The organism is Brevibacillus brevis (assembly GCF_001039275.2).
GTDB classification, from domain to species: domain Bacteria; phylum Bacillota; class Bacilli; order Brevibacillales; family Brevibacillaceae; genus Brevibacillus; species Brevibacillus brevis_C.
In genome coordinates this window covers 4,422,787-4,448,671 of sequence record NZ_CP030117.1, presented here as the reverse complement: position 1 = coordinate 4,448,671, position 25,885 = coordinate 4,422,787, and the positions used below count along the sequence as shown (strand labels likewise).

The window sequence follows — 25,885 nt, the reverse complement described above, 5'->3', positions numbered from 1 at the left end:
CGGGTTGACGGTCTGGGACAGCTTTTTTCATGACGAGTAACCAGTTACGCGCCGATATATTTGGCATGGAGCGAACGTGCCAGGCTGATGTCATCTGTGCCTTGCACGAGTACGCGACCATCCGGGAAAATGACGAGCGTGTACGTATCAACACGGAAACGCAGTAAAAACTTGTTTTGCTCGATTTGTCCCAAAGGGGAAAGTCGATCAGCCAATGCATTCAAATCAAGTGTCATTGCAGTGGCGGGCGAGATTTGTACGGTGTCTCGACCGCAAAGCGAAACGGCTTGTCCATCCTGGGTATCCGGCTGCAAAAACGAAAATTGCTTGTGCCCACATGTCGGACAGTCGTCTCGGCGGGCATTGACCACCTTGATTTGCTGATGGCGGTTATGCCAAATCTCAAAGTGCTCCAGATTCGGATTTAGCTCATCCGTTGCGCCTACTAACAGCTTGAATGCTTCGGTTGCCTGATAGGAGGCGACGATGTGAATGATTGGTCCGATGACGCCAGCCGTGTCACACGTAGGCATCTCACCCGGGTTTGGCGCTTCAGGGAAAAGACAGCGCAAGCAAGGTGTGATCCCCGGTCGAATCGCGGTAAATGTTCCGGTCGCACTCACGGCGCCACCGTATACCCACGGGATGCTATGTTTAACGCAAACATCGTTCACGAGATATCTCACCTGAAAATTATCCGTCGCATCCAGAACAAGATCGACATCTGCCAGCAATTCCTCCGCATTGTAAGCGGTGAGGTCTGCAACAATCGGATCGATGGTGACGGCTGAGTTGATCTTTGTCAGCTTGGCGTGAGCGGCGATTGCTTTTGGCAAATGTTCGGCTGCATCGGATTCGTCGTAGAGCATTTGACGCTGTAAGTTGCTCGGCTCGACGAAGTCGCGGTCAATGATGCGGACAAAACCTACTCCAGCACGGACCATATGATTGGAAAGAACGGTTCCGAGCGCTCCCATGCCGATGATCGCTACACGGCTTTGCCCGAGCTTTTCTTGTCCACTGCGCCCGATTGGATGAAACAATATCTGACGGGAATAGCGAGTATCCAAGGCGTTACTCCACCTTTCCTTCTGGCATCGCAAGCGGATTCCATGGTCCTTGCTGATGTCCCTTCCATTCGCTGCCATCTTCCCACATTTCTTTTTTCCAAATGGGGACGATCTGTTTAAGTCGCTCGATGGCATAACGGCCTGCTTCAAATGATTCATTGCGATGCGCTGTTGCAACGGCACAAACAACCGCAATCTCTTCCACAGCCAAATGACCGATACGATGGTGCATCGCGACTTGCGCTCCCGGCCAGCGTTCCTCGATCTCTGCTGCGACCTGCTTCATTTTTTCAACAGCCATAGGGGCATAAGCTTCATAGGACAAATACACGGTGCGCTGACCATGGGTAAATTCCCGAACAGTTCCGACAAAAGTAAGGATTGCGCCTGCATGCGGGTTGCTCACCAGACGAACGAGCTTGTCCGCAGAAATTGGCTCCTCGGTAATGGCAAAGCGCGGGTCTTCTTCTCCGCCGCTTACAGGAGGTAAGAGGGCAATCTCGTCTTCGGCTGAAATGATCTGATTTTTCACTGCATATTCATGATTGATGGAGACAAAGCAACTGCCTAAAAGCGCAGAGAGCGCAGGATATTCTTTTTCCACTGCTTGCAGAAGATCGCTAACGGTCGCGCCTTCAGATAGGGTCAACTGTACTTCCCGGGCATTCGCACGTTCAGCGAGTCCGGCAAATAACAAGATCGTAATGGTCAAGATAATTCCTCATTTCCCTGGATGATACTACTCTCTAGGCTAGACGATATCATAAACCGATCAAAGTTGCCAATGAATGGGGTGTTACAATCAGCGGTTACTTCTAAGGGGCGAAGCCTTCCTGACTCAAATAGATCTGATCCGGGGGGAAAATACGTACTAGCCGATCATAGACGATTCGATAGGCGGAAGGATCATACCATTGTTCCAGTCCAAGCTCTTCATAGAGTGCGGGTATGCCGTTTCTTTTCGTTCGGTTACCGCCGCTGCCATCTCCCATATAAAAATCGTCGACACAGACACGTGTGACCAAGGGGCGCAAAATCTCCGGGAATGACTCACTGCTAGGTAAAACAGGGGCAATTGTTGCTTGTGTAGGGATGCCTGCTTCCGCCAAACGCTGGAGTGTTTTGAGTCTCGCTTGAATGGGGGGAGCCTGTGGGCTAAAGTGCCTGCGAATCTCCTCCAAATCGGTCTCGACAGTCATGCTGACGCGGACGCGATCCCCCAGCAGGAGCAACAAATCGGCATCCCGCCAAACCAAGGGGCTTCTCGTCTGCACCAGCAAAAAATCGGGTGGATTCTCTACCATGACTTCGAGTAAAGACCTCGTTACCTTTTCCGTTTGTTCGACGGGCTGATAAGGGTCTGTACTCGAAGACATGAAGATGGTCACCTTTCCTTTTTTCTTTGCCCGCATTAGCTCCTTGCGCAATAAGTCGGCAGCTTGCTGCTTAATGTCAACCCACGTGCCCCATTGCTCGTTGCGAAACAAAGAGACAGGCATTTGCCGAACATAGCAATAGGAGCAGGCGAAAGAACAGCCCGTATACGGATTGAGTGAATGGGTGTAATCCGCAAGAAATCCGCTTCCTTTATTGAGGAGGGTTTTCGGCATTTTATAGGAAAGGATGCTTTTCATATTGGGCGTTCCTCACTTTGCATCATGAAAAATAATCCCGAGGCTGTAGCGCGTGCCCGAGGTAATCGTGCTGACACCGTGGCGCAGCGTGTTTTTATAGTAGCCTCGTGTTCCCTGCACAGGACGATAGGATGTCGGGAAAATCAGGCCAGCGCCTTGCTCCAAGGTTATCACATGTCCCCGGCTCTGCGCGCGCGGTCGTTGCTCCATCAGCAGAAATTCTCCGCCCCTGTAGTCCGTCTCCTTCTGATTCAAGGCAAAAACCACTTGAAACGGGAAGAACACCTCCCCGTACATATCCTGGTGTAAACAATTGTAGCCGCCCGTTTCGTATTTCAAAATCAATGGAGTGGAGCGTAGCTGACCCTGATCGTGACATTGCGCCAAAAATTCAGGGAGGGTGGCAGGATAGATGGCTTCGCGTCCAAGCATTTCCAGCCACCGATTCGCAGTCTGCGCAAGCATCGGATAGAAGCCTTCGCGAAGCTCCTGCAAGAGCGAGGGAAGGGGCGCCTGATAATAACGATACTCCCCTTCACCGAAACGGTACCGTGCCATCTGGATCGTATTGCGAAAAAGGTCATCCTGTCCATACGTAGCGATTAATTCTTTGCACGCATCTGCACTTATTAAGGAAGGAAAAGCAGCATACCCTTGTTCGTCCAGCTCCTGTTGTATGGAATGCCAGTCAAGTGCAGCGATCCTTTCTGTCACCGATTTAGCCATGCTTCACACTCCGATTCGTCTTTTTCTCCAAATCAAGCAGAGTTGTCTTCATGGGCAGTCCACCACGATAGCCAGTTAGTGAACCGTTTTTACCGACAACGCGGTGGCAAGGGATTGTAATGAGAACCGGATTGGCACCGATTGCGGCACCGACAGCACGAACAGCAGCAGGCTTTTCAATGATGTTCGCAATGTCGGTGTACGATGCCGTTTGACCGTATGGGATTTGGCGCAGTGCCTCCCAGACAGCGAGCTGAAAAGGCGTTCCAGACAGGTCGCAATCCATGGGAAAATGCTCGCGCGTTCCCTGCAAATATTCCATCAGTTCTGTTGTAAAAGGCTTTAGCCATTGATCGTCTTGCACCAATGCACTTTGTGGGCGATGCTTTCTAACCCACGATTCCAATTCGGCAAAAGGCTGGTTGACCGAGCCAACATAACAAAGTCCGGCAGCCGTAGCAGCCAAATAAATGGTCCAATCACCATGCACAAGCATTGACCAACGTACCGTCTGATCCTTCATCGTTTCCATTTCCATACGCCTCCTTTGAGCTGTGTACGCACAGTATAACCTCCAGCACCTGCTCTTCGTACGTTTTAAGGAGTGGATGAGCAAGATAACGAAACAAGTCCTCTACATTCCCATTGCTTTTATCCAGCGGCGGGAGTAAGGTAGGAGGAGATAGAGGAGGAACGATGCGAGTATGACTGATCAATTAACACATTTTAATGAACAAAATCGAGCGCGGATGGTGGACGTGTCTGAAAAGGACGTCACAAAACGGGTGGCTGTAGCCGAGAGCCAAATCAGCATGAAACCCGAAACCCTCGCCCGAATCCGCGAAGGTCGAATCGAAAAGGGCGATGTACTCGCCGTTGCGCAGGTAGCAGGTGTCATGGCTGCCAAAAAGACGTGGGAAATCATCCCGATGTGTCATCCGCTGCCATTGACTGGCATCGACATACAATTTGCTTTTGTAGATGAAACGACGCTTGCGATTACAGGAACCGTGAAGACGACAGGGAAAACAGGCGTCGAGATGGAGGCGTTGACCGCTGTCAGCGTAGCGGCTTTGACGGTGTATGACATGTGCAAAGCCATGGATAAAGAAATGATAATCGGTCCAACCAGTCTGCAATCCAAAACAGGCGGAAAAAGCGGCGATTTCCATCGGGGAGAGAAGTAAGGCATGAGGCAAAAGTGGGAATCCTATCCGAGCAGCATTCGTTTATTGGCGATTGCTGCCGTCATTTTTTCTACCGGAATGGCGTGTATTTGGCCGCTAGTTACGATCTATATTCACAACCATCTCGGAAAGCCGCTGACTGTAGCCGGCTTCTTGTTGCTTTTAAATCAAGGCGCATTCTTGATCGGGAGTATTGTCGGCGGGATGATGTTTGACCGCTGGGGCAAAATGCGCACCATCATTGTCGGTTCCATTGGCGTTATTCTGATATCGATCGGCTTAGGTGTTACGCAAGATTTTACGATTTATGTTGCCTTGCTTCTGCTGAATGGACTTTTTTACGGAACACTTTCTCCTGTGATGAATGCACTGGCCGTAGTGTTATGGCCGGACGGAGGACGGAAAGGAATCAATCTGATTTATGTCTCCCTCAATGTGGGGGTAGCTGCCGGTTCTGCGTTGGGCGGCTTCTTGGCAAGTGTGTCATTTGCCTGGACGTTTTTCGGTAATGCCATTTCGCAAGTGGTCGTTCTCGCCATGTTCATGCTCATTTTGCCGCGTCAGTTAAAAATGGTGGAACAACAAAGCCAAAACTCGACGACTGGACAAAGCATGCCTGAGCAAGCAACTGGTGATGTGCTGCGACAACCACAGCAAGAGTCAAAGGTGGTATGGGGGGCTTTGCTGCTATTATGCGGGGGGCTATTAATTAGCTGGATTGTCTATGTACAGTGGACGACGGTGCTGTCGACTTACATGCAATCCCTGGGCATTACACTCCGTCAATACAGTCTGTTGTGGACGCTGAATGGCGGCTTGATCCTGTTCGGTCAGCCGTTGATTGCGTGGGTCATTCGACGCTTTGCCCGTACGCTAAAGGCACAAATGCTCTTGGGCGCTTATATTTTTGCCTTGTCGATGCTGATTTTGTCTCAATCAACGGCTTATGCAGGCTTTGTGGCAGGCATGTTCATCATGACGCTGGGAGAAATGCTCGTGTGGCCAGCGGTGCCGGCTGTTGCTGCACAGTTTACGCCAGAGGGACGAGAAGGCTTCATTCAAGGGCTGATTGCAGGGACTGGATCAGCTGGACGGATGCTCGGACCATTGCTTGGCGCATTCATTTTCCAATCGATTCATGCGCAGGGACTATTGTTCGTGATGGCAGGCTTGTCGTTGGTGTCTGTCGCATTCTTTGCCTTCCACACCTCTTTTCAAAAAAGAAGGCATCAAGTACCCGTACAGAATCAAGCATCTTGACACGGTATACGTGCTCAAGTAGTATGATATAGACGAAAAAACAGTATATTCCGTGTGTTTGACTTATTCAGAGAGGTGGAGGGACTGGCCCTATGAAGCCCGGCAGCGGATCTGTTCCATGTGATGGACAGATGCTGTGCCAATTCCAGCAGGATTTTTTTCCTGACAGATAAGGACGTGACCAAGCTGATCTCCCCCTTTTTCTGTATGGAAAAAGGGGGTTTTACTGTATTGGGCCCCAAGAAAGGAATGGAAGAAAGATGCGCATTCAACCCTCCGACATGATTGATCGACTCCCTACCCAGTTTTTTGCGACCCTGGTGGCAAAAGTAAACAAGGTCATAGCGCAAGGCCATGACGTCATTAACCTGGGGCAGGGCAATCCCGATTTGCCGACACCGCCGCACATTATTGAGGAATTACAGGCACAAGCGGCACAACCACTCCATCACAAATATCCGCCTTTTCAGGGACGCGTGGAACTGAAGCAGGCAGTGGCTCATTGGTATAAGCAAGAATTTGATGTGGACCTCGATCCGGAGGAAGAAGTAGCGATATTGTTCGGCAGCAAAACCGGACTCGTAGAGATTTGCCAAGTACTCATGAACGCAGGCGATGTTGCACTGGTTCCAGATCCAGGCTATCCGGATTATTGGTCGGGGGTTGCTGTCGTAAACGGACGGATGGTCATGATGCCGCTGAAGGCGGAAAATGACTTCTTGCCAGACTACAGCCAGCTCTCCCAAGCTGATTTGGATCGAGCGAAACTGATGTTTCTCAACTATCCGAACAATCCGACAGCAGTCAACGCACCACTCGAGTTTTATGAGGAAACGATTCGTTTTGCGCGAAAACATGAAATCGTCGTCTGCCACGACTTCGCCTACGGGGCGATCAGCTATGACGGGAAAAAGCCGGTCAGCTTCATGCAGGTTCCGGGAGCAAAAGAAGTGGGCGTAGAATTCTATACGTTGTCTAAAACGTACAACATGGCAGGCTGGCGTGTTGGTGCCATGGTAGGGAATCGCGAGCTGGTTCGTCTGATCAATCTCATTCAGGACCATTACTTCGTCAGTCTGTTCGGAGCGGTACAGATGGCGGCAGCCAAAGCGATGACGGAGTCGCAGCAGTGCGTTCGCGACCTCGTCGCTGTCTACGAAAGCCGCCGCAATGCCTTGTACTCCAATCTGCATCGGATTGGCTGGCAGGCTCCACCATCACAAGGTTCGTTTTTTGCTTGGCTTCCTGTTCCAAGCGGCTTCACATCCGTGGAGTTCTCTGACCTGCTTTTGGAAAAAGCGCATGTTGTCGTAGCGCCGGGAAATGGCTTTGGTCCGACAGGTGAGGGCTATGTGAGAGCGGCTTTGTTATCCAATGAAGATCGTCTCGCAGAAGCGGTCCAACGGATTGAGCGGTTAGGGTTATTTACGAAAACCAAATGAAAGCGAGTCAAATTGGCCACACTACCATATAAATGGAGAGTGGTTTTTTTCTTCTAGAATAAAAATCATTCTCATTATTGACAGATAATGATTTTCATTATACGATGTCATTGTTGTTAATGATAATTAGTCTCAGCGAGAGCGGGAGGGTACCATGCGCTATCAGATTAACGGTTACACGGATATGTATACGGTGATCGCCAACGAGCGGAAAATCGGCGGAGCCATTGAAGCTGGCCAGATTCGCTTGCGGACTGGAGAAGTTTACGCCAATGCTGTTCTCACTCGGTTGGAAATGTCAGGTGCGCATTTTTGCTCGATCGGATTTGTAACAGAAGAAGGCAAAAGACTGATTGTCCATGTGAATGATATCAGCATGATCGCTGATGCTCGTCACGTTAACGTTTGTGAGCTGACGAACGAATGCATGAGAGTGGAGAAGTCCGCAGAGAGACTGAAGCGATTGAAGCGTCTCTGTGAACTGAATGAAGGCAGCTGTACGCCGACCTTCCAGGAAGAGGCGTTACTGTTGGCAAGCGATATTGGTATGGAAGAAGCGTCCGCGCATGTAGACCTCTCTTTCCTCCCACACACAGAGAAACCACGTGTGTTCCGAATCGCCTAGGAAGATATAGCCCATACATATGGACCCCTTTTCGTTTGATACGAAGAGGGGTTTTTTGCATGAAGTGTGTCAAGACTAACGATTGAACAACCGCTCGACATAGTCAAAACCTATCCGCTCATAGCTACCAAGGATTGGACTTACGAGAGGGAGAGTGATAAAACAAGGATAAGCAAAATCAAGGGGGAACGGAACATGGAGTACTCATTTTCAAAATCTGTTGAAGCACTATCCTCCTCGGCTGTCCGGGAAATCTTGAAGCTGACCCAAGGCAATCAAGTGCTCTCGCTCGCAGGTGGACTGCCAGCAGAGGATTCTTTTCCAATCGCAGAGATGCGCGAAGCGTTCAACCGCGCATTCGAACAAGGAGCAAAAGCTCTTCAGTACGGATTGACTGATGGTTACTTGCCGCTTCGTGAGTGGATTGCATCCCGCATGAAGCAAAAGCATATGAACGTCGGTGCAGATAATATGATCATCACTACGGGCTCTCAGCAAGCAGTAGACTTGTTGTGCCGTGTATATTTAGACGAAGGCGATGTCGTTCTCGTAGAAAACCCTACTTATTTGGCAGCCGTTCAGTTGTTCCAATTTCGGGGAATCAAAGCGATTCCCGTAGACGGTGATGCCGATGGGATGGATCTGGACGATCTGGCGAAAAAAATAGCCCAATATCGTCCGAAAATGGTGTACGTCATTCCTACCTTTGCCAATCCGACAGGAAAGGTATGGAGCCTCGAACGCCGTCTCGGATTGCTTCGTCAATGTAAGGCCCAAAACATTCTCATTCTGGAAGACGATCCATATGGAGAGATCCAATTCGATGGGGAAGCACCGTATCGCTCGATTTTCTCACTGGATGAGCATCCGACTGATTCCTGTGTGGTGTACACCAGTACCTTTTCCAAAATTGTCGCGCCAGGCTTGCGTACCGGATGGGCCATTGGAGATACACGCGTGATTCAAATGATGGTGAAGGCGAAGCAAGCTGTTGATTTGCAGTCGAGCACAATCGATCAGTACGCTTTGTATGAGCTTTTGTCCCGCTTTGATCTGGAGAGTCACATTGAGAAAATCCGCGAGTCCTACAAGGCGCGCATGGAATGGATGCATGAGCTCTTGGTTGCGCAAAACTGGGAGGGTGTACAGTGGGAAAAACCAAGGGGCGGGATGTTCCTCTGGGTGAATCTTCCAGAGCACGTTGATGCAGAGAAGCTGCTGGCCCGCTCCGTACAGGAAGGCGTGGCATTCGTACCAGGAAAGCCGTTTTATGCAGCAGAGCCGCAATTCAATACGATGCGCTTGAACTATACACTTCTGAACCGGGAAGACACAGAGCTTGCCATTTCACGACTGGGCAAAGCATTCCATGCGTACAGCGAATCTCTGGTGACAAATGTTTAATGGAAGAAAAAGACAACCATTCTCATGGAGCTGGTTGTCTTTTTTCATGCATGTTTACAGGGAGAGCTCTCTTTGGGCCCGATCCAGCCATTCATTCACAAGTTCTGAAAACAGAAGCGGCTGCTCAATCTGCAAGTTGTGTCCGGCACAATCGAGTGCGGCAAATGAAGAGCGGGGATAGCCTTCGATGATATCCCAAATATCGCGATAGCCGACTGAATGATCTTGTTTGCCCACAACAAAAAGACTCGGGTGGGGGAAGGGGGCCGTATCCAATGGGAAGGACACGCCGTATGACTGTCTGATTTTACTGAGGAAAGAAGGGTCGGACAGCATGTAGCCGTCGACAATCTCTTTTTTATAGCGGTTCCACGTATAATCGGTAGCGACTACCGCCATCGACTCAAACTCCACTCGTTCCGCCTCACTCAACTGCTCCCAGAGAGAAGGCTCCTTTACTAAGAGGGGTTTATCCGGCAGTGTGCGCATCTGTTTATCAGGAATGATGTTCGGGCAGATGAAAAGGGCGCCCTTCACTTGATCCCGGTGCTTCTCGATAACCGCTCGTGCAAGATATCCGCCGTATGATTCACCTGCAAGGAAAAAGGGCTCACCTGGAATGAGTTGATCGATGAACGCGAGGACAACCTCTAAAATATCGTCCGTGGTGTGGATATGTTCGTAGTTTTCCGTTTGTCCCATTCCAGGCAGGTCTATGTAAAGTCGTCGGTATCCCGGACGTTTCTCAAAAATTGGCTCCAGACAACCTGTCATACAACGGTGATCTAGTGAAAAACCGTGAATCAACACGATAGGAAAACCGCTTCCGATCTCCTCGTAATAAAGGTTGACGCCATTGACCTCGCATCTCATAAAAAGCCCCCCAACGACATTTGTGTCAGATTGTTTTGAAATTTTGGAACGTACGTTCTTATTATAAGTGATCTGTTACATATTTCAAGGACGAAAAAACACACCCATAACGAGAGTCGTTAATGGGTGTGTCAAAGAGCTTCCTATTCTTCTGTTTCTTCCAAGGTGCAAATGGCGCTTGGACGCTTGATGCGCAATACAACGCACTCATAGACACGGAACAGACTGTTCATTTGCTCGTCTCCGAGGAATGCGGAGTCGAAGTCTTCTGCAATCGCCAGGTCGAGATTGTGGCGGCCAGTCGCTACCAATACACCGGAACGGCCTTTAATGGTAGGAGATTGGAAGACACCATCTGTAACGAGATTGCGAACATGCTCGATCTCAAGCACGTTGGTGCCTTTGTGCACGCGATGCAAGAGAGAGTAGAGCTCAGGAGAAACAACCAGTGCATACGGACCGCTGTGGCCCATTTTTAACAGCTTATTGCGCGCTTCCACGATATCGGCAAATGCATTGCCAGATTCCATCCAATCGCTCTTCAGATGAGTGAGGCGGCCTTTTACGTTCATCAGGCCTGGTAGGTCGAATTCCGCAGCACCGTTGAAGATCAGATCGTCTTCCATCAATGCACCACCAGCAGCTGCGTTTGCAGCCGCACTCATGTCCAAAGGCATGCCCAGTGTGCGTGCTTGGGCAACATCGCGCCAGTAGAGCATGAAATCCTTGTACAGGATCGGAATCGTCATGCTGACACGGCGGCTAGGCTGTGTCATCTCCAGTGATTCTCCACGGAGGGAGAGACCGCCAAAACGGGATTCCTCATATACATCGTTGGTAATGGTTTGGATACCTTCACCCAATGGTCCATAAATATCGATAAAACGCCGTCCTACCAGTTGGCGGCGAGCCATGTCAACGACAGTTGCGTCCAGTTGGTTCCATTCTTCAGTCGTCAAGGGAGAGTCTGGGTATTTACGAAGCTTGTCCATCGTGTAACCTCCATGTCATTTCAGGATTTCCGGTTCTTTACATTCCTTTCAAGCTGCCAACTGTCAGCCCTTTTTTGCCAGAAACTGCAGGGGCGGAATGCTTGATCACGGAAGCAACACCGTGAGGAGCGGAAGCCGAAGCTTTCAAATGATCTACCTGGTGAATGTCGTGCCCCTCATCGTGATCAGTGAGATCAGGATGAGCCGCATCAGAGAATCGTTGGCTCATGTTTGCCATGATCTCTTTGACTGTCAAATAGTCTGTATGCGTCTTTTCACGCATGCCATCCAGGAGCTGACGTGTTTCGTCATCCTTGAATTCATACAGAGACAGCTCCAGATGCTCGCGGAAATTGTGCAGTCCAAAACGTTCCAGATTCACATCAGACAGCATTTGCGAGAGGTCGCGATCACTGAGCTGATCCAGGCTTTTTCCTGAGGACAGTTTCTCCAGGTAGGGAACCAATTCCTGCAAGCGACCCATACGCTGTTCTTCTTCTTCCAAAATATGATGGTAGTAAAGACGAGTATGCTCGTCCGTGGCCGCGTCGATAATCGGCTGGATAACGCCCATGAAGCTGTTGATATAACCTCTAGTGCGATCAAAAATGGCGTGCAGCTGTGTAATTTCTTGCACCCTACGCCACCTCCTCATTCACAATCTATTTTTTCATTATACCGTTGGAAAAAACACCCGGGCAACACCTATGTACATTTTCCTATGATTACGAAGAATATGGCGCGGTGCAATTTGGAAAAGGGGGCAGAAACGCTAGAGCGCCGTGGCTTTGCCTATCGGCTTCGTTTCTAGTTTTGTTTTTTGACAAAAAAGTTATCATGGAGAGTATTGTCAAAGGCAATTGGGAATGATAATATTTATCAATAAGAGTGATATTCATTATCAATTAGCGCATTCTGAGAAGAAAACATAAATCCTGCAAGCACCTAAATTTAAGGAGGTAACAAGTTATGTCATCTATTTTAGTAATTGGCGGAGATCGCCTGGGCAATATTATCGAATTTCTGCAAGGGCAAGGCTTCAAGGATATTCACCACGTAACTGGACGGAAAAGCTCGCAAACGGGAGTGAAAATTCCGGCTGGTATCCACATGATTTTGGTGTTGACTGATTTCGTCAATCACAACTTGGCCAAAACGGTGAAAAACCAAGCCAAAGATCGCGAGCTGCCCATCGTTTTCTGCAAGCGTTCGTGTTCTGCGATTGCCAAAGCTTTTGATCTCACTGCGTAAATACATATTCTCCAAGCTGGGCAGACTACGATCGTGAGTCTGACACAACGGAGGAATGACGCGTATGGAACAGAATCGTTTGAGTGAACTGCCTATCGCACAGCTTACGGCCGCTCAGCTGCAACAATTAAAACAGGCAGAAGAACAAATCAACACAGAAGGTCCAAATGTATATCTTATTGCATTAGAGAAGCAATCCCCGTCCTCCTAGACGGGGTTTTTTTGTTGAATCGTTTGCTTCTCACTTAAATACGTATTGCTCCAGTTGCATTTTAAGGGCGTCAATCCCGATGGCGAAGCCCAAGCATTGGCTCGATTGAATGATGAATGCATTGAGACCAACGACTTCCCCATTCAAATTAATGAGTGGACCTCCGCTATTTCCTGGGTTAATCGCAGCATCCGTCTGAAAAATTTCTTCGTACATTCGCTTCGCAACCTGTAAGCGGCGGTTTTTGGCACTAATGATCCCCGCTGTCACAGAATTTTCCAAACCAAGTGGGGAACCACCTGTCGTCATACAGGCAAAATCAGGGGTAATTTTAGTGAAATAACAACAGATATAGGCAGACCTCTCGATTTTTCTGACCAGAGGCAGCGTGGTCTATTGCTTCCGCGTCAACACGTTGGATGAGCGTGCATACGAGAAATCGCCGTTCATTTTCATTTGCATGCGTCCAAATGAGATTCCAATTGGAAAGCGCTTCTAGATCAAGCGGCTGTTCTTTTGAAAATGAAGAGTAAGTCCGTTCCTGTTCTTTTGCAGTCAGCTCTAACGCACTGATTTTCTCTCGTAAGGCAGGGAGAGTAAGGAATCCCTCTTCATAAGCTTGCTCCCAGCGCTGCCTCCGAATTTGCAGCTGTTGCTCGGTTTCTTTCGCGGGAGCACGGGAATTCGCCTGTAATACAGTCTGATACACTTCCTTCAACGCAGCGATTGACTCAGGCGAATGCTGCATCAGCTCGTGCACAATGGCTTTTTCCAAGCGATCCTCACGTATGGCGGGAGCATTACACGTACCAGCCAGCTTATTTTTACATAAATAGTAGCGGTGCGTGTAACGTTTTTCTCCTTTTCCTGTGATTGTGGTTGTTTTCCCACGCATGGAGGAACCGCAACGCGAGCAGTACAGCAATCCTGAAAAGAGATAGCGGGAGCTCAGAACGCGAGGATGGCTTGTGCCGCGAGCACTCATCCGCTCCTGCACCCGCGAGAAACATGACTGATCGATGATAGCGGGGTGAGTCGCCTCTTCGACAATCCATTCCTCAGGGTCATTGCGTTGTTGATCAGCGTCGGTGTAATTCCAGCGCAACGCACCATGATAGACCGGATTTTTTAACAAGCGAAGTACGGCACTAGCACTCCATGAAGCACCATTTTTCCCGCGCAATCCAGAATGATTCGCCCATTCAGCGATTTGGCGAGGGGATTCACCTCGATCATAGCGCTCGAACATGCTGCGTACGCCAGCAGCTTCCCTTTGATTCACGACCAAGGCTCCTCGCACCAGATTGTATCCATACGGTGCAGGTCCTCCTGGTCGTTTTCGTTCTCTTGCCATCTGGCTCATTCCCAGCTTGACCCGTTCTGCCAAGTTTTCCCGTTCCCATTGTGCGAGGGCTGCCACTAAGGTAATAAACAGTCGCCCGATTGCCGTAGTCGTATCGTATACCTCTGTGCAGCTTTTAAAGTGTACCGCATGTCGATCGAACTCCTGCAGGAGCTGATACAGATCAAGGACAGAGCGAGTGAGTCGATCAAGTCGATAGACGAGGACGACATCGATTTCACCTGTTCGGATATCCTGGAGAAGCTGACCGAGTGCGGGGCGATTCGTATCTTTGGCACTCACGCCTTCATCCGCGTAGACTGCATGGACTTCCCATCCTTGGGAGTGAACATACGCCAGCAGCTTTTCCCTTTGGGCGGGGATCGAAAATCCTTCGCGTGCCTGATCCTCCGTACTGACACGAATGTAGACGGCCGTTCGCATCACCCGTCCTCCCTTCACCATGGGTTGCTAGAGTGTACAGCAAAAGGGAGGAGCTTATGCCTGACCGCAAATAAAAAACCCCGCTTATCCGTCTTGGACAAGTGGGGTTATGCTACATCCATTTTTGGCCCCATTCGTGAATGGAATCAATGACAGGACGCAGATCTTTTCCTTTTTCGGTCAATTCGTACTCAATGCGAACCGGGATCTCCGGATACACTTTGCGCTCCAAAATCTCGAGCTCCTCCAGCTCTTTCAGCCTTTCAGAGAGCATTTTATCGCTCATATGCGGAACCATTTCGCGGATATCTTTGAATCGTACAGTTCCACGTAGCAACACATGAATAATCAGGCCGGTCCAGCGTTTTCCAAGGACGTTCATTGCACATTCATATTTTGGACACATGTGTTCGCCAGCAAAATCTTGACTCATATCGGCGTCACCTCTATCTAGCAGCATTTATTGTTGCCCTTTATTCTAACAGATTAGCTTGAAAAAAGTAAGTAACGAAAAGTTGGAATGACACTTTGTCAATGGCGGAGAAGTCAAGCCCGTTTTTATGGACAAATGTTTCCCTATAAGGTGTCCACACATACACTAATCGCGAAAGAAAAGAAGCGAAGAGGGTGTTACGATGCTTCCAAAACGGGTAATCGGCATTTTAACCTGGCGGGAGGGTGTACGCTTTGAGGAACCAGATTATTTGCGAAGGCTGGTTCAAACAGGGCGAAAGCTAGGCGCAGAAATCTACCTGTTTTCGCATCAGGACGTCAATGTTCCTGCCAGAAAGATCAAAGGTTTCATCCCCAAACCGGACGGAGGCTGGATGAGTAAATCATTCCCTTGGCCAGAAGTTGTAATCGATCGGTACCGCCGCAGGGTAAAGGAGTATATCCGGCTGCGAAATAGCGATCTGTTTTTCTTTGCGAACAGTCCGTTCAGTAAGAAATGGAGAGTAACGAATCTGCTCGCCTCGGATGAACGAGTCAAACACTGGATTCCGGAGACGCATGTTTACGAAAAAGGCTTGGTCCGAAACATGCTCGCACGCCATGGGCTCGTCTATATTAAGCCAGGCAATGGTACAGGGGGAAGAAGTATCCTTAGAGTGAAGAGCAGCGGTAAGAAGTATAGCCTCTCTGGACGTGACAAAAAGCATAAATATCATGCGGCTCGGATTGATACAGTGGAAGGCGTGGAAAAATGGGTTCAAACGTGGGTGGAGAAACAGCGCATTCGCGATGGTAATTTCCTGGTGCAGCAAGGATTGGACCTGGGACTGCTACGCAAACATGTCGTCGATGTACGGCTATTGATTCAAAAAGACGAGCATGGGGAGTGGGCAGTGACAGGCTGCGCAGTACGTATGGGAGAGAACGGCAGTGCTACTTCCAATTTGCATGGGGGAGGCAAAGCGATTCCCTTTGAATGGTTTATGTCCAGACGATTTGGAGGGGAGCGGGGAGAGCTGATCAAACAGGAATGTTATCGGCTTGCGCTCGATGTAGCAAACACGCTAGAGGACTATTTCGGCCGCATGATGGAATTCGGACTGGACATTGGGGTGGATGTGGACGGACGTGCGTGGTTAATCGAGGTGAACCCCAAGCCGGGGAGAGAGGTATTTCGCCAAATGGGTGACATAGCGCTATACAAGAAGGCGATAGCTCGTCCCGTTCAATTTGCGCTGTATTTGGCCCGGAACTAGGCTCGTTTTTTGTCTCTTTGAACACAGGTGGAGAACCGACGCTAATGACCCATTCTCCTACTTTTGTATGAGAGGAGTTGCCTAGTGGCAGCGGATATAGCTTGCAGTCTGCATCAATTTTGATGACGGCGTAATCCCGGACTCGATCAGCTATAATGCGCTTGGCTTCAAACACTCTACCGTTATATAGCTTCACGAAAATGTTCTTGGATTTGCCGATGACATGCTCGCTCGTCAAGATATACCCTTTCGGATGAAAAAGAAATCCGGAGCCAAAGCTTCGTTCCATGGGTGGAGAATTATCTTCATGATCAATGAGGCTGCGAATTAACGAATCCACGTCTTTGGAATGGGGAGTATCCTCGGTTACGATGGAGACTACTCCCTCTTGAACGCGCTCGACAATGGGAACGAAGAAATTGAATGGGTGCAGACTGCTGCTGCTCACAGGGTACTTTACCCGCGTATATTGGGACCATTTTTTACTTTTCACCGATCTCTCCCCCTACAGCAGATAGGTATGTATCATCTTATGGGGAGTGGAGAGGGAAGGGACGCCCAATTTCTAGTCGAGTGTATGGATATATCATTAATTTTGATTGATATAATAAAGAAATAGCATTGGTATAATTATTTGAATGCATTTATAATAACATGTAGTTAAAGAATATTTTGAACATAAAGGCTAAGTCCTAGCCGCTAGAGAGAGAAAAAGAACGGTAACGGAGGATGCAACGAGATGGATGTAAAAACGATCATACTGGGTTTCTTGAGCTATGGGGAAATGAGTGGCTACGATATTAAGCAAGCGTTTACAAACAGTATTGGATTCTTTTATGACGCTAGCTTTGGTGCTATTTATCCAGCATTGCGCAAACTGGAGGAAGAAGGCTTCGTAACGAAGCAAGAAATCATTCAGTCTGGCAAGCCGAACAAGATTTTGTACCGTATTACAGAAGCCGGAAAACAATCTTTCCGTCAAGAAATACAGACGCCTATCTTGCCGCCAGTATTGCGTTCAGACATGCTGGTTAAGATTTTCTTCGGCAAGAGCCGCACGTTCGACGAGCAAAAGGATTTACTAGAGGGCTGTTTGGATACGCAACGTCAATTGCTCCAACAAAGTAAGGCCTCTTATAAAAAGCTGGAAGTGAATTTTGACGAATATCAACGTTTTTGCTGGGAGTATACCATTCATCATCTGGAGTCAACGATTTCCTTTATGGAACAAAAAATGACTTCCTTGTTGAAACAACCAGCTTATTCCGTTTAACCACATAAAGCGAAGGGCTCATGTCTTGTGAACAATGAGCCCTTCGTTTTTTTCATTTATTTAAGATTTTCTGGATTGAGGCATTCGAGCTCAGGAACAACGAAACGTCCGTCTTTACGGATCAGGCGATCGTCAAACCAAATTTCTCCACCGCCCCACTCAGGGCGTTGAATCATAACCAAGTCCCAGTGCACGGAGGATTTGTTTCCGTTAAACGCTTCATCGTATGCCTGTCCTGGTGTAAAGTGGAAGCTTCCATCGATTTTTTCGTCGAAGAGGATGTCTTTCATTGGGTTTTGGATGTACGGATTCACGCCAATCGCGAATTCCCCAACGAAACGAGCACCTTCATCGGTATCAAAGATTTCATTAATCTTCTCTGTATCGTTTGCAGTTGCTTCGATGATTTTGCCATCCTTGAAGGTCAGCTTGATATTGTCGTAGGTAAAGCCTTGGTAAGGAGATGGCGTGTTGTACGCGATCGTACCGTTGACGGAATCACGGACAGGAGCAGTGAATACTTCTCCGTCAGGGATGTTGGCTTCACCTGCACATTTGATTGCCGGAATATCTTTGATGGAGAAGGTCAGATCGGTGCCTGGCCCTACGATACGTACCTTGTCGGTTTTCTCCATCAGCTCGACCAAGCTGTCCATGGCTTTATCCATTTTGCCGTAATCAAGCGTGCACACTTTGAAATAGAAATCTTCGAAAGCAGCGGTGCTCATATTAGCCAACTGAGCCATGGATGCATTTGGATAGCGAAGCACGACCCATTTGGTATGTGGTACGCGAATGTCCAGTACAGGACGGGCTAGCAGCTTGGAGTGTAGCTGCATTTTATCTCCAGGCACATCAGAGAGCTCACTAATGTTATCGCCACCGCGGATGCCAATGTAGCAATCCATTTGCTTCATGAAAGCCACATCTGCTTCACGCATGATACCCAATTGTGTTTCGTTGGCACCCATCAAGAGTTCGCGCTGAACGGATTGGTCGATCAGTTGGACAAACGGATTTCCCCCAGCTTCGTATACCTTGGCAATGACGGCTTTTGTCAGATCGGTAACGTTGCCAATGGAGTAAATTAAAACGTTTTCACCAGGCTTGACAGTCACCGAATAATTGACGAGGACGTCAGCCAGTTTTTCAATTCGTGAATCTTTCATAGGAAGGGGATCCCTCGCTTTCCATATCATTCTTATCCATTGTACACAACTCAAACAGAAAAAAGCTACCCACTGACGAGGGTAGCTTGCGGAGGAAACGCGCTTGAAGGATTCGGTACTTCATGTATATGCAACGACCTGCTAAATATGGCTATATCTTCGGGGAAGAAAGATTAGTCGCAGCTGCACCCGATAATAACCAGCAGGATGAAAAGAATCAAAACCAGAGTGAAGCCGTCGAATTCTCCATTAAAGATGCCGCTCATCGAATAAACATCCTCCTCATATGTGTGTTAAGCCTCTTGTGCTTACATCTACAACATATGGGTGATCGCATAGGACCGAACCGGGCATCCGCCCATTTTTGAGAAAATTGTTTGGGGAATCTCTCATTTTTCATACTCTTGCAGTTCTCGATGTTTATTATTCTGAAAAGCAGGAAAAGCTAGAGGATACCAAAAGACTTTGCAAGTATGAAAGGATGTTTATGTGATGCAAAGATCATTATCTAGCATGCAGCATGATCTGGTACAAATTACGATTAATGTTGGAGAAGACTTTAAATCCATTGTGTGGAAAGCGCAATACGACATGGACTTCAATACAGAATGTCTCTTTTGTTTCTCCGAGCAAATTACCGGCTACCGTGTAGAAGACGAAGACGGAAAAGCGGGGAAAGTCGCCGTTTGTCCGCATTGTGAAAAAGTAAACGCTATCTACGCGTAAGATTGAAGTTTGATGGCAAAGAAAAGACGATGTTTCTTGCAAGCATCGTCTTTTTTGCGTTCTTTCAAGTTTTGGAAGGTACCGATGAACGCCCACAACTCGTGAGAAGAAAAAGCACAGGGCTCGCAGACCTTGACAACGCCTACCCAGTCGGAACTTCAAAAAGGGGACCTGGTAGTCGAACACTTCTTCCCTGAGATACATCCGCCCGTAGGGTGGCTTTGGCTCGACGGTCCCCTTTTTTTAGTGGAGACGGCCAGTGAATCTCCCATGCTGGCGTGTCAGAGTCGAAGAGAACTGTGCTTTTTCTTCTCCTCCACTATGTTGACTCAAACCAAATAGACCGCGTCCTTCTTAGTCTATATCTGACTCTATATCCACCAAGTACCACCTGCTCTTTAGCAGGATTGAAAGGAGGCTTCTCGAATAGTATGAGAGACATACATAAGTAGATAGGTAGGGGTGAACACCGTGCAAAAGAGATGCAACCGCTGCGGGAACGAAATGGAGATCGAGCTGCGCAACGTCGTGTACCGAAAACGGGTTAAAATCATGAATGTACCTGTACACGTATGCGTGGACGAAGACTGTGACCATTCCCAAGTGGTAGATGTGATTAAGAATGATTTGAAGTCACTCATGGAGGAACTGGGCCAACATCCGCAGCGCCAGGCAATCGAATTCGAAGAGATGTCAGAGTTATCCAACTTATTGGTATTGATTGCTAATGAGAAGGTGAATTCGACCGTAAGAGAACTACTTGGTGAAAAAGTCAACGAGCTATTGGATCTGTTTTTGTTGGCGCAGTCCCTTGGCGATGAAAAATGGATGCTGGAGCTACGCGAGCGTCTAACAAAAATTATGGTGTAAGGATAAAGAGATGCCTAGAAGAAAGGTATCTCTTTTTTCATTGCTCCCCTGCACCGCAAATGTAGACTTTGCCGCTTGGACTTATGTATACTGATAGGCACATAAGATAAGGAGAGATGAACGATGTCACAAAAACAACTTCACTCCATAGAAGAACTGGATGAGTTCGTAGCGAAAAATGGGAAAAGGCTTTTGTTTAAGCATAGCACGATCTGCCCAATCAGTACGTCCGCTTATGAAGAGTTTCAGGCGTATTTGCAGGACAATCAAGTGGAATCTGCGGTCATTCTGGTACGGGAGGATCGCCCTGTCTCCAACGCCGTAGCGGATCGTTTTTCCATCAAGCACGAATCCCCGCAAATCTTTTTGCTGGAAGACGGCGAAGTAAAATGGCACACGTCTCACTGGAAAATTACAAAGGACGCGATTGGTCAGGCGCTCAACGTGTAATCAAAAAGCCGGAACACCTTATAAGCGAGGTGAATCCGGCTTTTTGCATGGAGAAAAAGAGCGCTGGAGAAACTATTCCCAGAATAGCTCCAACTTGTCTCCACTTTTCAATTCTGTCTGGAAGTTGGCTTGCTCTCCGTTGACAAGCATGACGAATCCGGAGATGCTCTCACGGTCGGGCTTTTCCAAGGACACATCGACAAAACGGAAGACGTCGCTAAACACTGGTGAAGACGCAGGTGAGGATTTTACCGTGATGTTGGCACCTTCGCTCACGGGATCGGAGGCATTCGCCGCCTTTCCGTCTACCGTAATCGTTACCTGTGCGACAGGCAATACGACTCGTTCACCATTGAAGTGGACGGTCATTGTCTCCTGTACCCATTCTTCCAAGGGGATGACATCCTGAATGGAAGGGGCGGGGACTTCATCTTGCCGGTATACGAGGACATCGCCTTGCCGGACGACATCTGTCAAGGCAGCTTGCCTTCCGTTCAGCTCAATCACCTCGATATGGGACGGAATCGTGTAATCTTGTCCATTCACAGAAAAATGCAAGCCTGACTCCACTGATGCTTTTAGTTCGGCGAGCTCTAATACCTCATATACTGTGCGGGGGAGACGGATGTCCACCTCGGCACGATCAGTAATTAAAGTATCGAGAGTAGCAACCACTCCGTTAACATGTACGATTGGACCGAGTGAGTAGGGACGGTCATTGCAGATCACTTCAAGCGTGTCCAGCTCAGCGAATAAATCTTTGGCAAACACACGCGCATCCTCGCCATTTGTACCTGCTACTACGGTGATTTGGTCCCCGTCATTGATTGGCGTGTCGAGACTGACGCTCTCTTTGTTGCGCTCAATTACCGGCGCCGTACCATGACCACCCGGAATCATTTTCATACGTCCGTTTACGGTAACGGTCATTGCCATTCCGGGGCGACCATACAGACGGCGGATATCCAGTCCAGATGCAATGAGCGCATCACCCAACGTCATTTTTCGCAAATCGAAAATGCGTACAGGAGAGTCATTGACTGTAACGGTTACATAGCGCAACGGATGACGGCGCGCAGCAACAGCAATACCGACTGGCGTTACGAACTCAGGCCCACTGAGCGCAGGATTTTCTCCGACGTACTGTTTGATCGCATCGCCACCTCTGACAGCAACACGGGCGGCAGGAATATTCAAGACCTGAGCGACTTTTCCAGTAAGCCCAGGGGTGAGGCTACCGCCGCCGATCAACATGACCGCTTGCGGAGCTTTTCCGTTGAGCTCCAATATTTTGAAGGCAATTTTATCTGCGAGCTGCTGGATGTCTGCTTCAATCGCACTTGTTACCTCGGCCGCGCTCATCGTATGCTCCATGCCGAGAATGTCGGTGAAGGTGACGGACTCCTCGGTGGATAAGACACGCTTCACTTCTTCTGCCATCGGAAAATCCATGAGAAAGGCGTTCATGAGCGCATCCGTGATTTCATCTCCTGCAACAGGCACCATGCCGTAGGCAGTAATGGCCCCTTCCTCAGTCAGCGCTACATCAGAAGTACCTGCCCCAATGTCCACCAATGCAATATTCAGTCGGCGCATAGTCACAGGAATCAGGACATTAATCGCCGCAATAGGCTCAAGTGTCAATGCCTGCATTTCTAGATCGCATCGTTTCAGAGCAGCGATCAGCGAGTCGACAACCACGCGTGGAAGGAAAGTTGCGATCACATCTGCGCTTGCTATGTCACCCCGCTGGTCAATCAGACTCCCGATCAACTCTCCATCCAGATGGTAGTTGACGACGCTGTAACCGACGCAATAATAGCGGGTGACGTCTTGATCCTTTAGTTCTTGGGCTAATGCGGCTTGGGCCTCCTGTACAGCGGAAAACTCCAAAGCGACAACATCATCACGCGAGATGAAGGCATGTCTGGCTAACGGCATGTCCACACGAACGCGGCGGGTGCGCAATGACCGACCAGCAGCAGCGACCGCTACCTGATGAAGTTTGCCGTATTTTCCTTCCAGCTCCTCTTTTATTTGTTGAATCACCTTAGCTACGGCGACAATATCGTGAATTTGCCCATCGAGCATGGAGCGTTCATCGTGCTCTCGAATTGCGCAGTCCAATACGCGGTACTGATCGCCGGTCGTTTCCACGATCAGGCCGACGACGCTGCGCGTTCCAATATCTAATGAAAAAATAAGCTCAGGGGCTATGATGTCAGACAAAAGTAGGTCACTCCTTGTAAGAGGTTGTTCAAAAAGTCTTTACAATACTTATCGGTGTTTTTGGACTGAAATGGAAAGGAACATTCACTTTTAGCTAGAACATATATCCAAAACTATTCGATTTAAAAGGGAAAGAATCCTGTCGAAGCAAGGAATCTTCTTCGGTTTGACGAATAATTTGAAAAGATAAAAAAACAGAAAAAATTTACTTTCGCGCTTTTTGGCGCTAAACTGCTGACAAGGGTGTTTGAATCGATTATAATTACCCTAATTTATCGATAAATCCCTATATAAAAAGAGGAGAGTGGAGAGAGATGGCACACGATCAGATCGAAACCATGCGCAAGCAGATAGACGAGATCAACCTGCAAATTCTTGAATTGGTCAACAAACGAGCTACCTTGGTTCAAGAGCTCGGCAAAGAAAAAGAAAAACAGGGCAGCAACCGTTTTGACCCAGAGCGTGAGCGCCAAATGCTCAATCTGCTCGTTGAAAACAATAAAGGTCCTTTCAATGACAATGCTATTCGTCATTTGTTCAAGCAAATTTTCCAGGTTTCCTTAGATCTGCAAGACGACGATAAGAAAAAAGTACTCCTCGTTAGCCGTAAGAAACAGGCAGAGGATACGGTTATCACTGTAAAAGGCGTAGAGTTCGGTGGAAAAAATCCGATTCTCATCGCAGGCCCTTGCTCTGTGGAAAGCTACGAGCAGGTAAGAGCAGTAGCAGAAAACCACGCAAAACGCGGACTGCGCACACTGCGCGGTGGCGCATACAAGCCTCGTACTTCGCCATACGACTTCCAAGGACTGGGTGAAGAGGGCTTGCAAATCCTCAAGCGTATCGGGGATGAGTTCAACCTCGTAACGATCAGTGAAATCGTAACGCCAGCAGATCTTGAGATGGCGACGAAATACATCGATGTCATCCAAATCGGTGCTCGCAATATGCAAAACTTCGAGCTGCTGAAGGCGGCAGGTCGTGTGAACAAGCCGATCCTCTTGAAGCGTGGCCTCTCTGCTACGATTGAAGAGTTCATCTACGCGGCAGAGTACATCCTGTCCGAAGGTAACACGCAGGTCATGCTGTGCGAGCGTGGAATCCGCACGTATGAAAAAGCGACACGCAATACGCTCGATATTTCTGCAGTACCACTCCTCAAGCAGGAGACGCACTTGCCAGTGTTTGTAGACGTGACGCACTCTACAGGTCGTCGTGATCTGCTCTTGCCTTGCGCGAAAGCAGGTTTCGCAGTCGGTTCTGACGGAATCATGGTAGAGGTTCACCCAGATCCAGATGTAGCATTGTCTGATGCGAAGCAACAGTTGAACATTCCACAGTTCAACGAGTTCGTTGATGAGCTGCTCACTTCTGGTTTGTACAAAGGCGAGATTGTGGCAACGAGAGCATAAGAATACCTTTCGAATACGATTTGAGGGTCCTTCCTGCGCGCGGAAGGACCTTTCTCATTTGACGAACCATTGGCGACCAAGTAAGCTAGAATTACGTGCTGATATTGATGAAGGAGGAGAGGACATATGGAAGACAACCATCAATGCTGCTCGACTGATCGGTCCACCGAAAGGCCGGATAAAATCAAGTCTAATCTCATCTCCCGTCTGAATCGGGTAGAGGGACAAGTTCGCGGAATTCGCGGAATGGTAGAAAAAGATGTCTACTGCGACGACATTCTCAATCAAATTGCGGCTGTGCAGTCTGCCCTGAATGCGGTTGGGAAAATGCTTCTCGAAGGACATATGAAAAGCTGCGTGATGGATCGCATTCAGCAAGGTGATCATGAAGTGATTGATGAGCTTTTGAAAACGATGAACAAACTCATGAAGTAACGGGTGCACAAGCCGTCAAAAACGATTGCATCGGCATACGGCTTGTCGTATCATAGGTGCATATATTTATGAAAACGTTTATGAAAACCAAAAAATAGGGAAAGTGAGGGTGCATGATGCCGGTTACTATATACGACGTAGCAAGAGAAGCGGGGGTGTCGATGGCGACAGTTTCCCGCGTAGTCAACGGGAATCCCAACGTAAAGCCTTTGACCCGAAAAAAGGTATTGGCTGCGATTGAGCGCTTGGGATATCGACCAAATGCGGTTGCTCGTGGACTCGCCAGCAAAAAAACGACAACAGTTGGTGTCATCATCCCGGATATCTCCAGTTTGTTTTTCTCCGAATTGGCCCGAGGAATTGAAGATATCGCTACCATGTACAAATACAATATCATCCTGTGTAACTCTGACCAACGGATGGAAAAGGAATTGCAGCTCATTAATACTTTGCTCGAAAAGCAGGTGGACGGGCTTCTGTTTCTGGGTGCAGAAATCAAAGAAGATCATTTGCAGGCATTAACAAGCACCTCTGTACCGACTGTACTCGCGGCGACTCGCGATGCGGACAACGTACTTCCGTCGGTTAGCATTGACCATTTCCAAGCGGCATACGATGCGACAGAAGCATTGGTTGCACGCGGGCACAAGCGGATTGCAATGATCGCGGGTCCTGCAAACGATCCATTGGCAGGGTTGATGCGCTATGAAGGTTATAAAAAGGCATTGAAAGATGCGGGTATCGAGCTGGATGAAGAGCTGATTGCGACAGGCAACTACTTTTATGAATCTGGCTTGTCCACTACAAAAGCGTTCCTTGCCCTTAAAAATCCGCCGACGGCGATTTTCGCAGCAAACGATGAGATGGCCATTGGTGCGATTCACGCCATTCAAGATTCTGGCCTGAACGTGCCAGGTGACATCGAAGTCATTGGTCACGATAATATTCGTCTGGTTGAAATGGTACGTCCACGACTAACTTCTGTCGTACAGCCAATGTATGATATTGGTGCGGTGGCAATGCGCCTGTTGACCAAATACATGAATAACGAAAATGTCGAAGAGCATGTTGTGCTGCTACCGCATCGAATTGAGTATCGAGAGAGCACAAAGCCCGAGCAAGCTTGATCATAAAGGGACGTAGGCAATTGA

The 25,885-nt window shown here is 48.5% G+C and carries 29 protein-coding genes, 1 pseudogene and 1 riboswitch; of the genes and pseudogenes, 15 read left to right on the top strand and 15 right to left on the bottom strand.

What is annotated here, in order from left to right; translation table 11 throughout:
- Positions 1-44 precede the first annotated feature (44 nt).
- The 5 genes from AB432_RS21580 to AB432_RS21560 form a co-directional block, all read right to left on the bottom strand.
- A complete protein-coding gene (locus tag AB432_RS21580; protein ID WP_048034018.1) occupies positions 45-1,070 on the bottom strand; it encodes a ThiF family adenylyltransferase in 1,026 nt (341 codons plus the stop codon).
- Between the two features lie 4 nt (positions 1,071-1,074).
- Positions 1,075-1,782, bottom strand: a complete 708-nt coding sequence (locus AB432_RS21575; RefSeq protein ID WP_048034017.1) for a molybdenum cofactor biosynthesis protein — start codon at positions 1,780-1,782, stop codon at positions 1,075-1,077.
- A 103-nt stretch (positions 1,783-1,885) separates the two neighbouring features.
- Positions 1,886-2,704: an SPL family radical SAM protein gene (locus AB432_RS21570; protein WP_048034016.1), complete on the bottom strand. Its 819-nt coding sequence runs from the start codon at positions 2,702-2,704 to the stop codon at positions 1,886-1,888.
- 12 nt (positions 2,705-2,716) lie between these two features.
- A complete protein-coding gene (locus AB432_RS21565) occupies positions 2,717-3,430 on the bottom strand; it encodes a 2OG-Fe(II) oxygenase (protein WP_048034015.1) in 714 nt (237 codons plus the stop codon).
- Positions 3,423-3,962 carry a methylated-DNA--[protein]-cysteine S-methyltransferase gene (locus tag AB432_RS21560; protein WP_048034014.1) on the bottom strand — a complete coding sequence of 180 codons (540 nt, stop codon included), beginning with the start codon at positions 3,960-3,962 and terminating at the stop codon, positions 3,423-3,425. Before AB432_RS21560 ends, AB432_RS21565 begins: the two co-directional genes overlap by 8 nt.
- Before the next feature lie 172 nt (positions 3,963-4,134).
- Between AB432_RS21560 and moaC the strand changes: the two genes are divergently transcribed.
- From moaC to AB432_RS21535, 5 genes are all read left to right on the top strand, one after another.
- On the top strand, positions 4,135-4,617 hold the full coding sequence (moaC, locus tag AB432_RS21555) for a cyclic pyranopterin monophosphate synthase MoaC (protein WP_047071888.1): 483 nt from the start codon (positions 4,135-4,137) through the stop codon (positions 4,615-4,617).
- Between the two features lie 3 nt (positions 4,618-4,620).
- The gene (locus AB432_RS21550) at positions 4,621-5,877 is read left to right on the top strand and encodes an MFS transporter (RefSeq protein ID WP_048034013.1); all 1,257 of its coding nucleotides are present in this window, start codon (positions 4,621-4,623) and stop codon (positions 5,875-5,877) included.
- Between the two features lie 60 nt (positions 5,878-5,937).
- A riboswitch (SAM riboswitch) is annotated at positions 5,938-6,053 on the top strand.
- A gap of 84 nt (positions 6,054-6,137) precedes the next feature.
- Positions 6,138-7,319, top strand: coding sequence for a pyridoxal phosphate-dependent aminotransferase (locus AB432_RS21545; protein ID WP_048034012.1), 1,182 nt, complete (start codon positions 6,138-6,140; stop codon positions 7,317-7,319).
- A gap of 154 nt (positions 7,320-7,473) precedes the next feature.
- Positions 7,474-7,944, top strand: a complete 471-nt coding sequence (locus tag AB432_RS21540) for a hypothetical protein (RefSeq protein WP_047071893.1) — start codon at positions 7,474-7,476, stop codon at positions 7,942-7,944.
- A 195-nt stretch (positions 7,945-8,139) separates the two neighbouring features.
- A complete protein-coding gene (locus AB432_RS21535) occupies positions 8,140-9,348 on the top strand; it encodes an aminotransferase-like domain-containing protein (protein ID WP_048034011.1) in 1,209 nt (402 codons plus the stop codon).
- A gap of 54 nt (positions 9,349-9,402) precedes the next feature.
- On the opposite strand, the gene AB432_RS21530 is transcribed toward AB432_RS21535, so the two are convergent.
- The 3 genes from AB432_RS21530 to AB432_RS21520 all read right to left on the bottom strand — a co-directional run bounded on the left by AB432_RS21530 (position 9,403) and on the right by AB432_RS21520 (position 11,850).
- Positions 9,403-10,221, bottom strand: coding sequence for an alpha/beta fold hydrolase (locus AB432_RS21530; RefSeq protein WP_048034010.1), 819 nt, complete (start codon positions 10,219-10,221; stop codon positions 9,403-9,405).
- Between the two features lie 143 nt (positions 10,222-10,364).
- Positions 10,365-11,213, bottom strand: a complete 849-nt coding sequence (locus AB432_RS21525) for a family 1 encapsulin nanocompartment shell protein (protein WP_007721249.1) — start codon at positions 11,211-11,213, stop codon at positions 10,365-10,367.
- Between the two features lie 37 nt (positions 11,214-11,250).
- Positions 11,251-11,850, bottom strand: a complete 600-nt coding sequence (locus tag AB432_RS21520; protein WP_048034009.1) for an IMEF encapsulin system ferritin-like cargo protein — start codon at positions 11,848-11,850, stop codon at positions 11,251-11,253.
- A 332-nt stretch (positions 11,851-12,182) separates the two neighbouring features.
- Between AB432_RS21520 and AB432_RS21515 the strand changes: the two genes are divergently transcribed.
- Positions 12,183-12,464 carry a DUF2325 domain-containing protein gene (locus AB432_RS21515; protein WP_007721245.1) on the top strand — a complete coding sequence of 94 codons (282 nt, stop codon included), beginning with the start codon at positions 12,183-12,185 and terminating at the stop codon, positions 12,462-12,464.
- A gap of 64 nt (positions 12,465-12,528) precedes the next feature.
- Positions 12,529-12,675 carry a hypothetical protein gene (locus AB432_RS30890; RefSeq protein ID WP_017250462.1) on the top strand — a complete coding sequence of 49 codons (147 nt, stop codon included), beginning with the start codon at positions 12,529-12,531 and terminating at the stop codon, positions 12,673-12,675.
- Between the two features lie 30 nt (positions 12,676-12,705).
- On the opposite strand, the gene AB432_RS21510 is transcribed toward AB432_RS30890, so the two are convergent.
- From AB432_RS21510 to AB432_RS21500, 3 genes are all read right to left on the bottom strand, one after another.
- Positions 12,706-12,984: a S1C family serine protease gene (locus tag AB432_RS21510; protein ID WP_048034008.1), complete on the bottom strand. Its 279-nt coding sequence runs from the start codon at positions 12,982-12,984 to the stop codon at positions 12,706-12,708.
- Between the two features lie 22 nt (positions 12,985-13,006).
- Complete coding sequence (locus AB432_RS21505; protein WP_048034007.1) at positions 13,007-14,461, bottom strand: recombinase family protein; 1,455 nt, start codon at positions 14,459-14,461, stop codon at positions 13,007-13,009.
- Positions 14,462-14,573: 112 nt separating this feature from the next.
- Complete coding sequence (locus AB432_RS21500) at positions 14,574-14,894, bottom strand: winged helix-turn-helix transcriptional regulator (RefSeq protein ID WP_048034006.1); 321 nt, start codon at positions 14,892-14,894, stop codon at positions 14,574-14,576.
- Positions 14,895-15,096: 202 nt separating this feature from the next.
- Between AB432_RS21500 and AB432_RS21495 the strand changes: the two genes are divergently transcribed.
- The gene (locus AB432_RS21495; protein ID WP_048034005.1) at positions 15,097-16,170 is read left to right on the top strand and encodes a YheC/YheD family endospore coat-associated protein; all 1,074 of its coding nucleotides are present in this window, start codon (positions 15,097-15,099) and stop codon (positions 16,168-16,170) included.
- A 31-nt stretch (positions 16,171-16,201) separates the two neighbouring features.
- On the opposite strand, the pseudogene AB432_RS31155 reads toward AB432_RS21495, so the two are convergent.
- A pseudogene (locus AB432_RS31155) lies at positions 16,202-16,459 on the bottom strand (S1C family serine protease); the annotation flags it as partial.
- A 450-nt stretch (positions 16,460-16,909) separates the two neighbouring features.
- Between AB432_RS31155 and AB432_RS21485 the strand changes: the two are divergent.
- Complete coding sequence (locus AB432_RS21485) at positions 16,910-17,443, top strand: PadR family transcriptional regulator (protein WP_048034003.1); 534 nt, start codon at positions 16,910-16,912, stop codon at positions 17,441-17,443.
- 56 nt (positions 17,444-17,499) lie between these two features.
- Here AB432_RS21485 and AB432_RS21480 read toward each other — a convergent pair whose 3' ends face one another.
- A complete protein-coding gene (locus tag AB432_RS21480) occupies positions 17,500-18,612 on the bottom strand; it encodes an aminopeptidase (RefSeq protein WP_048034002.1) in 1,113 nt (370 codons plus the stop codon).
- 173 nt (positions 18,613-18,785) lie between these two features.
- The gene (locus AB432_RS21475; RefSeq protein WP_017250455.1) at positions 18,786-18,878 is read right to left on the bottom strand and encodes a YjcZ family sporulation protein; all 93 of its coding nucleotides are present in this window, start codon (positions 18,876-18,878) and stop codon (positions 18,786-18,788) included.
- Positions 18,879-19,104: 226 nt separating this feature from the next.
- Between AB432_RS21475 and AB432_RS21470 the strand changes: the two genes are divergently transcribed.
- The 3 genes from AB432_RS21470 (at position 19,105) to ytxJ (ending at position 20,658) form a co-directional block, all read left to right on the top strand.
- Positions 19,105-19,338, top strand: a complete 234-nt coding sequence (locus AB432_RS21470) for a hypothetical protein (RefSeq protein ID WP_047071914.1) — start codon at positions 19,105-19,107, stop codon at positions 19,336-19,338.
- A gap of 471 nt (positions 19,339-19,809) precedes the next feature.
- Complete coding sequence (locus tag AB432_RS21460) at positions 19,810-20,208, top strand: hypothetical protein (protein ID WP_082195972.1); 399 nt, start codon at positions 19,810-19,812, stop codon at positions 20,206-20,208.
- 123 nt (positions 20,209-20,331) lie between these two features.
- Complete coding sequence (ytxJ, locus tag AB432_RS21455) at positions 20,332-20,658, top strand: bacillithiol system redox-active protein YtxJ (protein ID WP_048034000.1); 327 nt, start codon at positions 20,332-20,334, stop codon at positions 20,656-20,658.
- 72 nt (positions 20,659-20,730) lie between these two features.
- Here the strand turns inward: ytxJ and AB432_RS21450 are convergent, their stop codons facing one another.
- A complete protein-coding gene (locus AB432_RS21450; protein ID WP_048033999.1) occupies positions 20,731-22,887 on the bottom strand; it encodes a cell division protein FtsA in 2,157 nt (718 codons plus the stop codon).
- 314 nt (positions 22,888-23,201) lie between these two features.
- Here AB432_RS21450 and AB432_RS21445 point away from each other — a divergent pair, with 314 nt between their 5' ends.
- The 3 genes from AB432_RS21445 (at position 23,202) to ccpA (ending at position 25,861) form a co-directional block, all read left to right on the top strand.
- Positions 23,202-24,299 (top strand): bifunctional 3-deoxy-7-phosphoheptulonate synthase/chorismate mutase, encoded by a 1,098-nt coding sequence (locus AB432_RS21445; protein WP_048033998.1) that lies wholly within the window; start codon positions 23,202-23,204, stop codon positions 24,297-24,299.
- Between the two features lie 126 nt (positions 24,300-24,425).
- Entirely contained in the window at positions 24,426-24,734 is a 309-nt protein-coding gene (locus tag AB432_RS21440) for a metal-sensitive transcriptional regulator (protein ID WP_007720961.1), read from the top strand.
- 116 nt (positions 24,735-24,850) lie between these two features.
- Positions 24,851-25,861 carry a catabolite control protein A gene (gene ccpA / locus AB432_RS21435; RefSeq protein WP_017250448.1) on the top strand — a complete coding sequence of 337 codons (1,011 nt, stop codon included), beginning with the start codon at positions 24,851-24,853 and terminating at the stop codon, positions 25,859-25,861.
- Positions 25,862-25,885: the final 24 nt, after the last annotated feature.

Coding starts and splice junctions, on each gene's coding strand:
- AB432_RS21565 (WP_048034015.1), bottom strand. CDS start 3,430: ATGGCTAAATCGGTGACAGAAAGGATCGCTGCACTTGACTGGCATTCC.
- AB432_RS21550 (WP_048034013.1), top strand. CDS start 4,621: ATGAGGCAAAAGTGGGAATCCTATCCGAGCAGCATTCGTTTATTGGCG.
- AB432_RS21480 (WP_048034002.1), bottom strand. CDS start 18,612: ATGAAAGATTCACGAATTGAAAAACTGGCTGACGTCCTCGTCAATTAT.
- AB432_RS21545 (WP_048034012.1), top strand. CDS start 6,138: ATGCGCATTCAACCCTCCGACATGATTGATCGACTCCCTACCCAGTTT.
- AB432_RS21515 (WP_007721245.1), top strand. CDS start 12,183: ATGTCATCTATTTTAGTAATTGGCGGAGATCGCCTGGGCAATATTATC.
- ytxJ (WP_048034000.1), top strand. CDS start 20,332: ATGTCACAAAAACAACTTCACTCCATAGAAGAACTGGATGAGTTCGTA.
- AB432_RS21540 (WP_047071893.1), top strand. CDS start 7,474: ATGCGCTATCAGATTAACGGTTACACGGATATGTATACGGTGATCGCC.
- AB432_RS21495 (WP_048034005.1), top strand. CDS start 15,097: ATGCTTCCAAAACGGGTAATCGGCATTTTAACCTGGCGGGAGGGTGTA.
- AB432_RS21475 (WP_017250455.1), bottom strand. CDS start 18,878: ATGAGCGGCATCTTTAATGGAGAATTCGACGGCTTCACTCTGGTTTTG.
- AB432_RS21510 (WP_048034008.1), bottom strand. CDS start 12,984: ATGACGACAGGTGGTTCCCCACTTGGTTTGGAAAATTCTGTGACAGCG.
- moaC (WP_047071888.1), top strand. CDS start 4,135: ATGACTGATCAATTAACACATTTTAATGAACAAAATCGAGCGCGGATG.
- AB432_RS21570 (WP_048034016.1), bottom strand. CDS start 2,704: ATGAAAAGCATCCTTTCCTATAAAATGCCGAAAACCCTCCTCAATAAA.
- AB432_RS21470 (WP_047071914.1), top strand. CDS start 19,105: ATGCAAAGATCATTATCTAGCATGCAGCATGATCTGGTACAAATTACG.
- AB432_RS21445 (WP_048033998.1), top strand. CDS start 23,202: ATGGCACACGATCAGATCGAAACCATGCGCAAGCAGATAGACGAGATC.
- AB432_RS21485 (WP_048034003.1), top strand. CDS start 16,910: ATGGATGTAAAAACGATCATACTGGGTTTCTTGAGCTATGGGGAAATG.
- AB432_RS21500 (WP_048034006.1), bottom strand. CDS start 14,894: ATGAGTCAAGATTTTGCTGGCGAACACATGTGTCCAAAATATGAATGT.
- AB432_RS21560 (WP_048034014.1), bottom strand. CDS start 3,962: ATGGAAACGATGAAGGATCAGACGGTACGTTGGTCAATGCTTGTGCAT.
- AB432_RS21440 (WP_007720961.1), top strand. CDS start 24,426: ATGGAAGACAACCATCAATGCTGCTCGACTGATCGGTCCACCGAAAGG.
- AB432_RS21505 (WP_048034007.1), bottom strand. CDS start 14,461: ATGCGAACGGCCGTCTACATTCGTGTCAGTACGGAGGATCAGGCACGC.
- ccpA (WP_017250448.1), top strand. CDS start 24,851: ATGCCGGTTACTATATACGACGTAGCAAGAGAAGCGGGGGTGTCGATG.
- AB432_RS30890 (WP_017250462.1), top strand. CDS start 12,529: ATGGAACAGAATCGTTTGAGTGAACTGCCTATCGCACAGCTTACGGCC.
- AB432_RS21525 (WP_007721249.1), bottom strand. CDS start 11,213: ATGGACAAGCTTCGTAAATACCCAGACTCTCCCTTGACGACTGAAGAA.
- AB432_RS21530 (WP_048034010.1), bottom strand. CDS start 10,221: ATGAGATGCGAGGTCAATGGCGTCAACCTTTATTACGAGGAGATCGGA.
- AB432_RS21535 (WP_048034011.1), top strand. CDS start 8,140: ATGGAGTACTCATTTTCAAAATCTGTTGAAGCACTATCCTCCTCGGCT.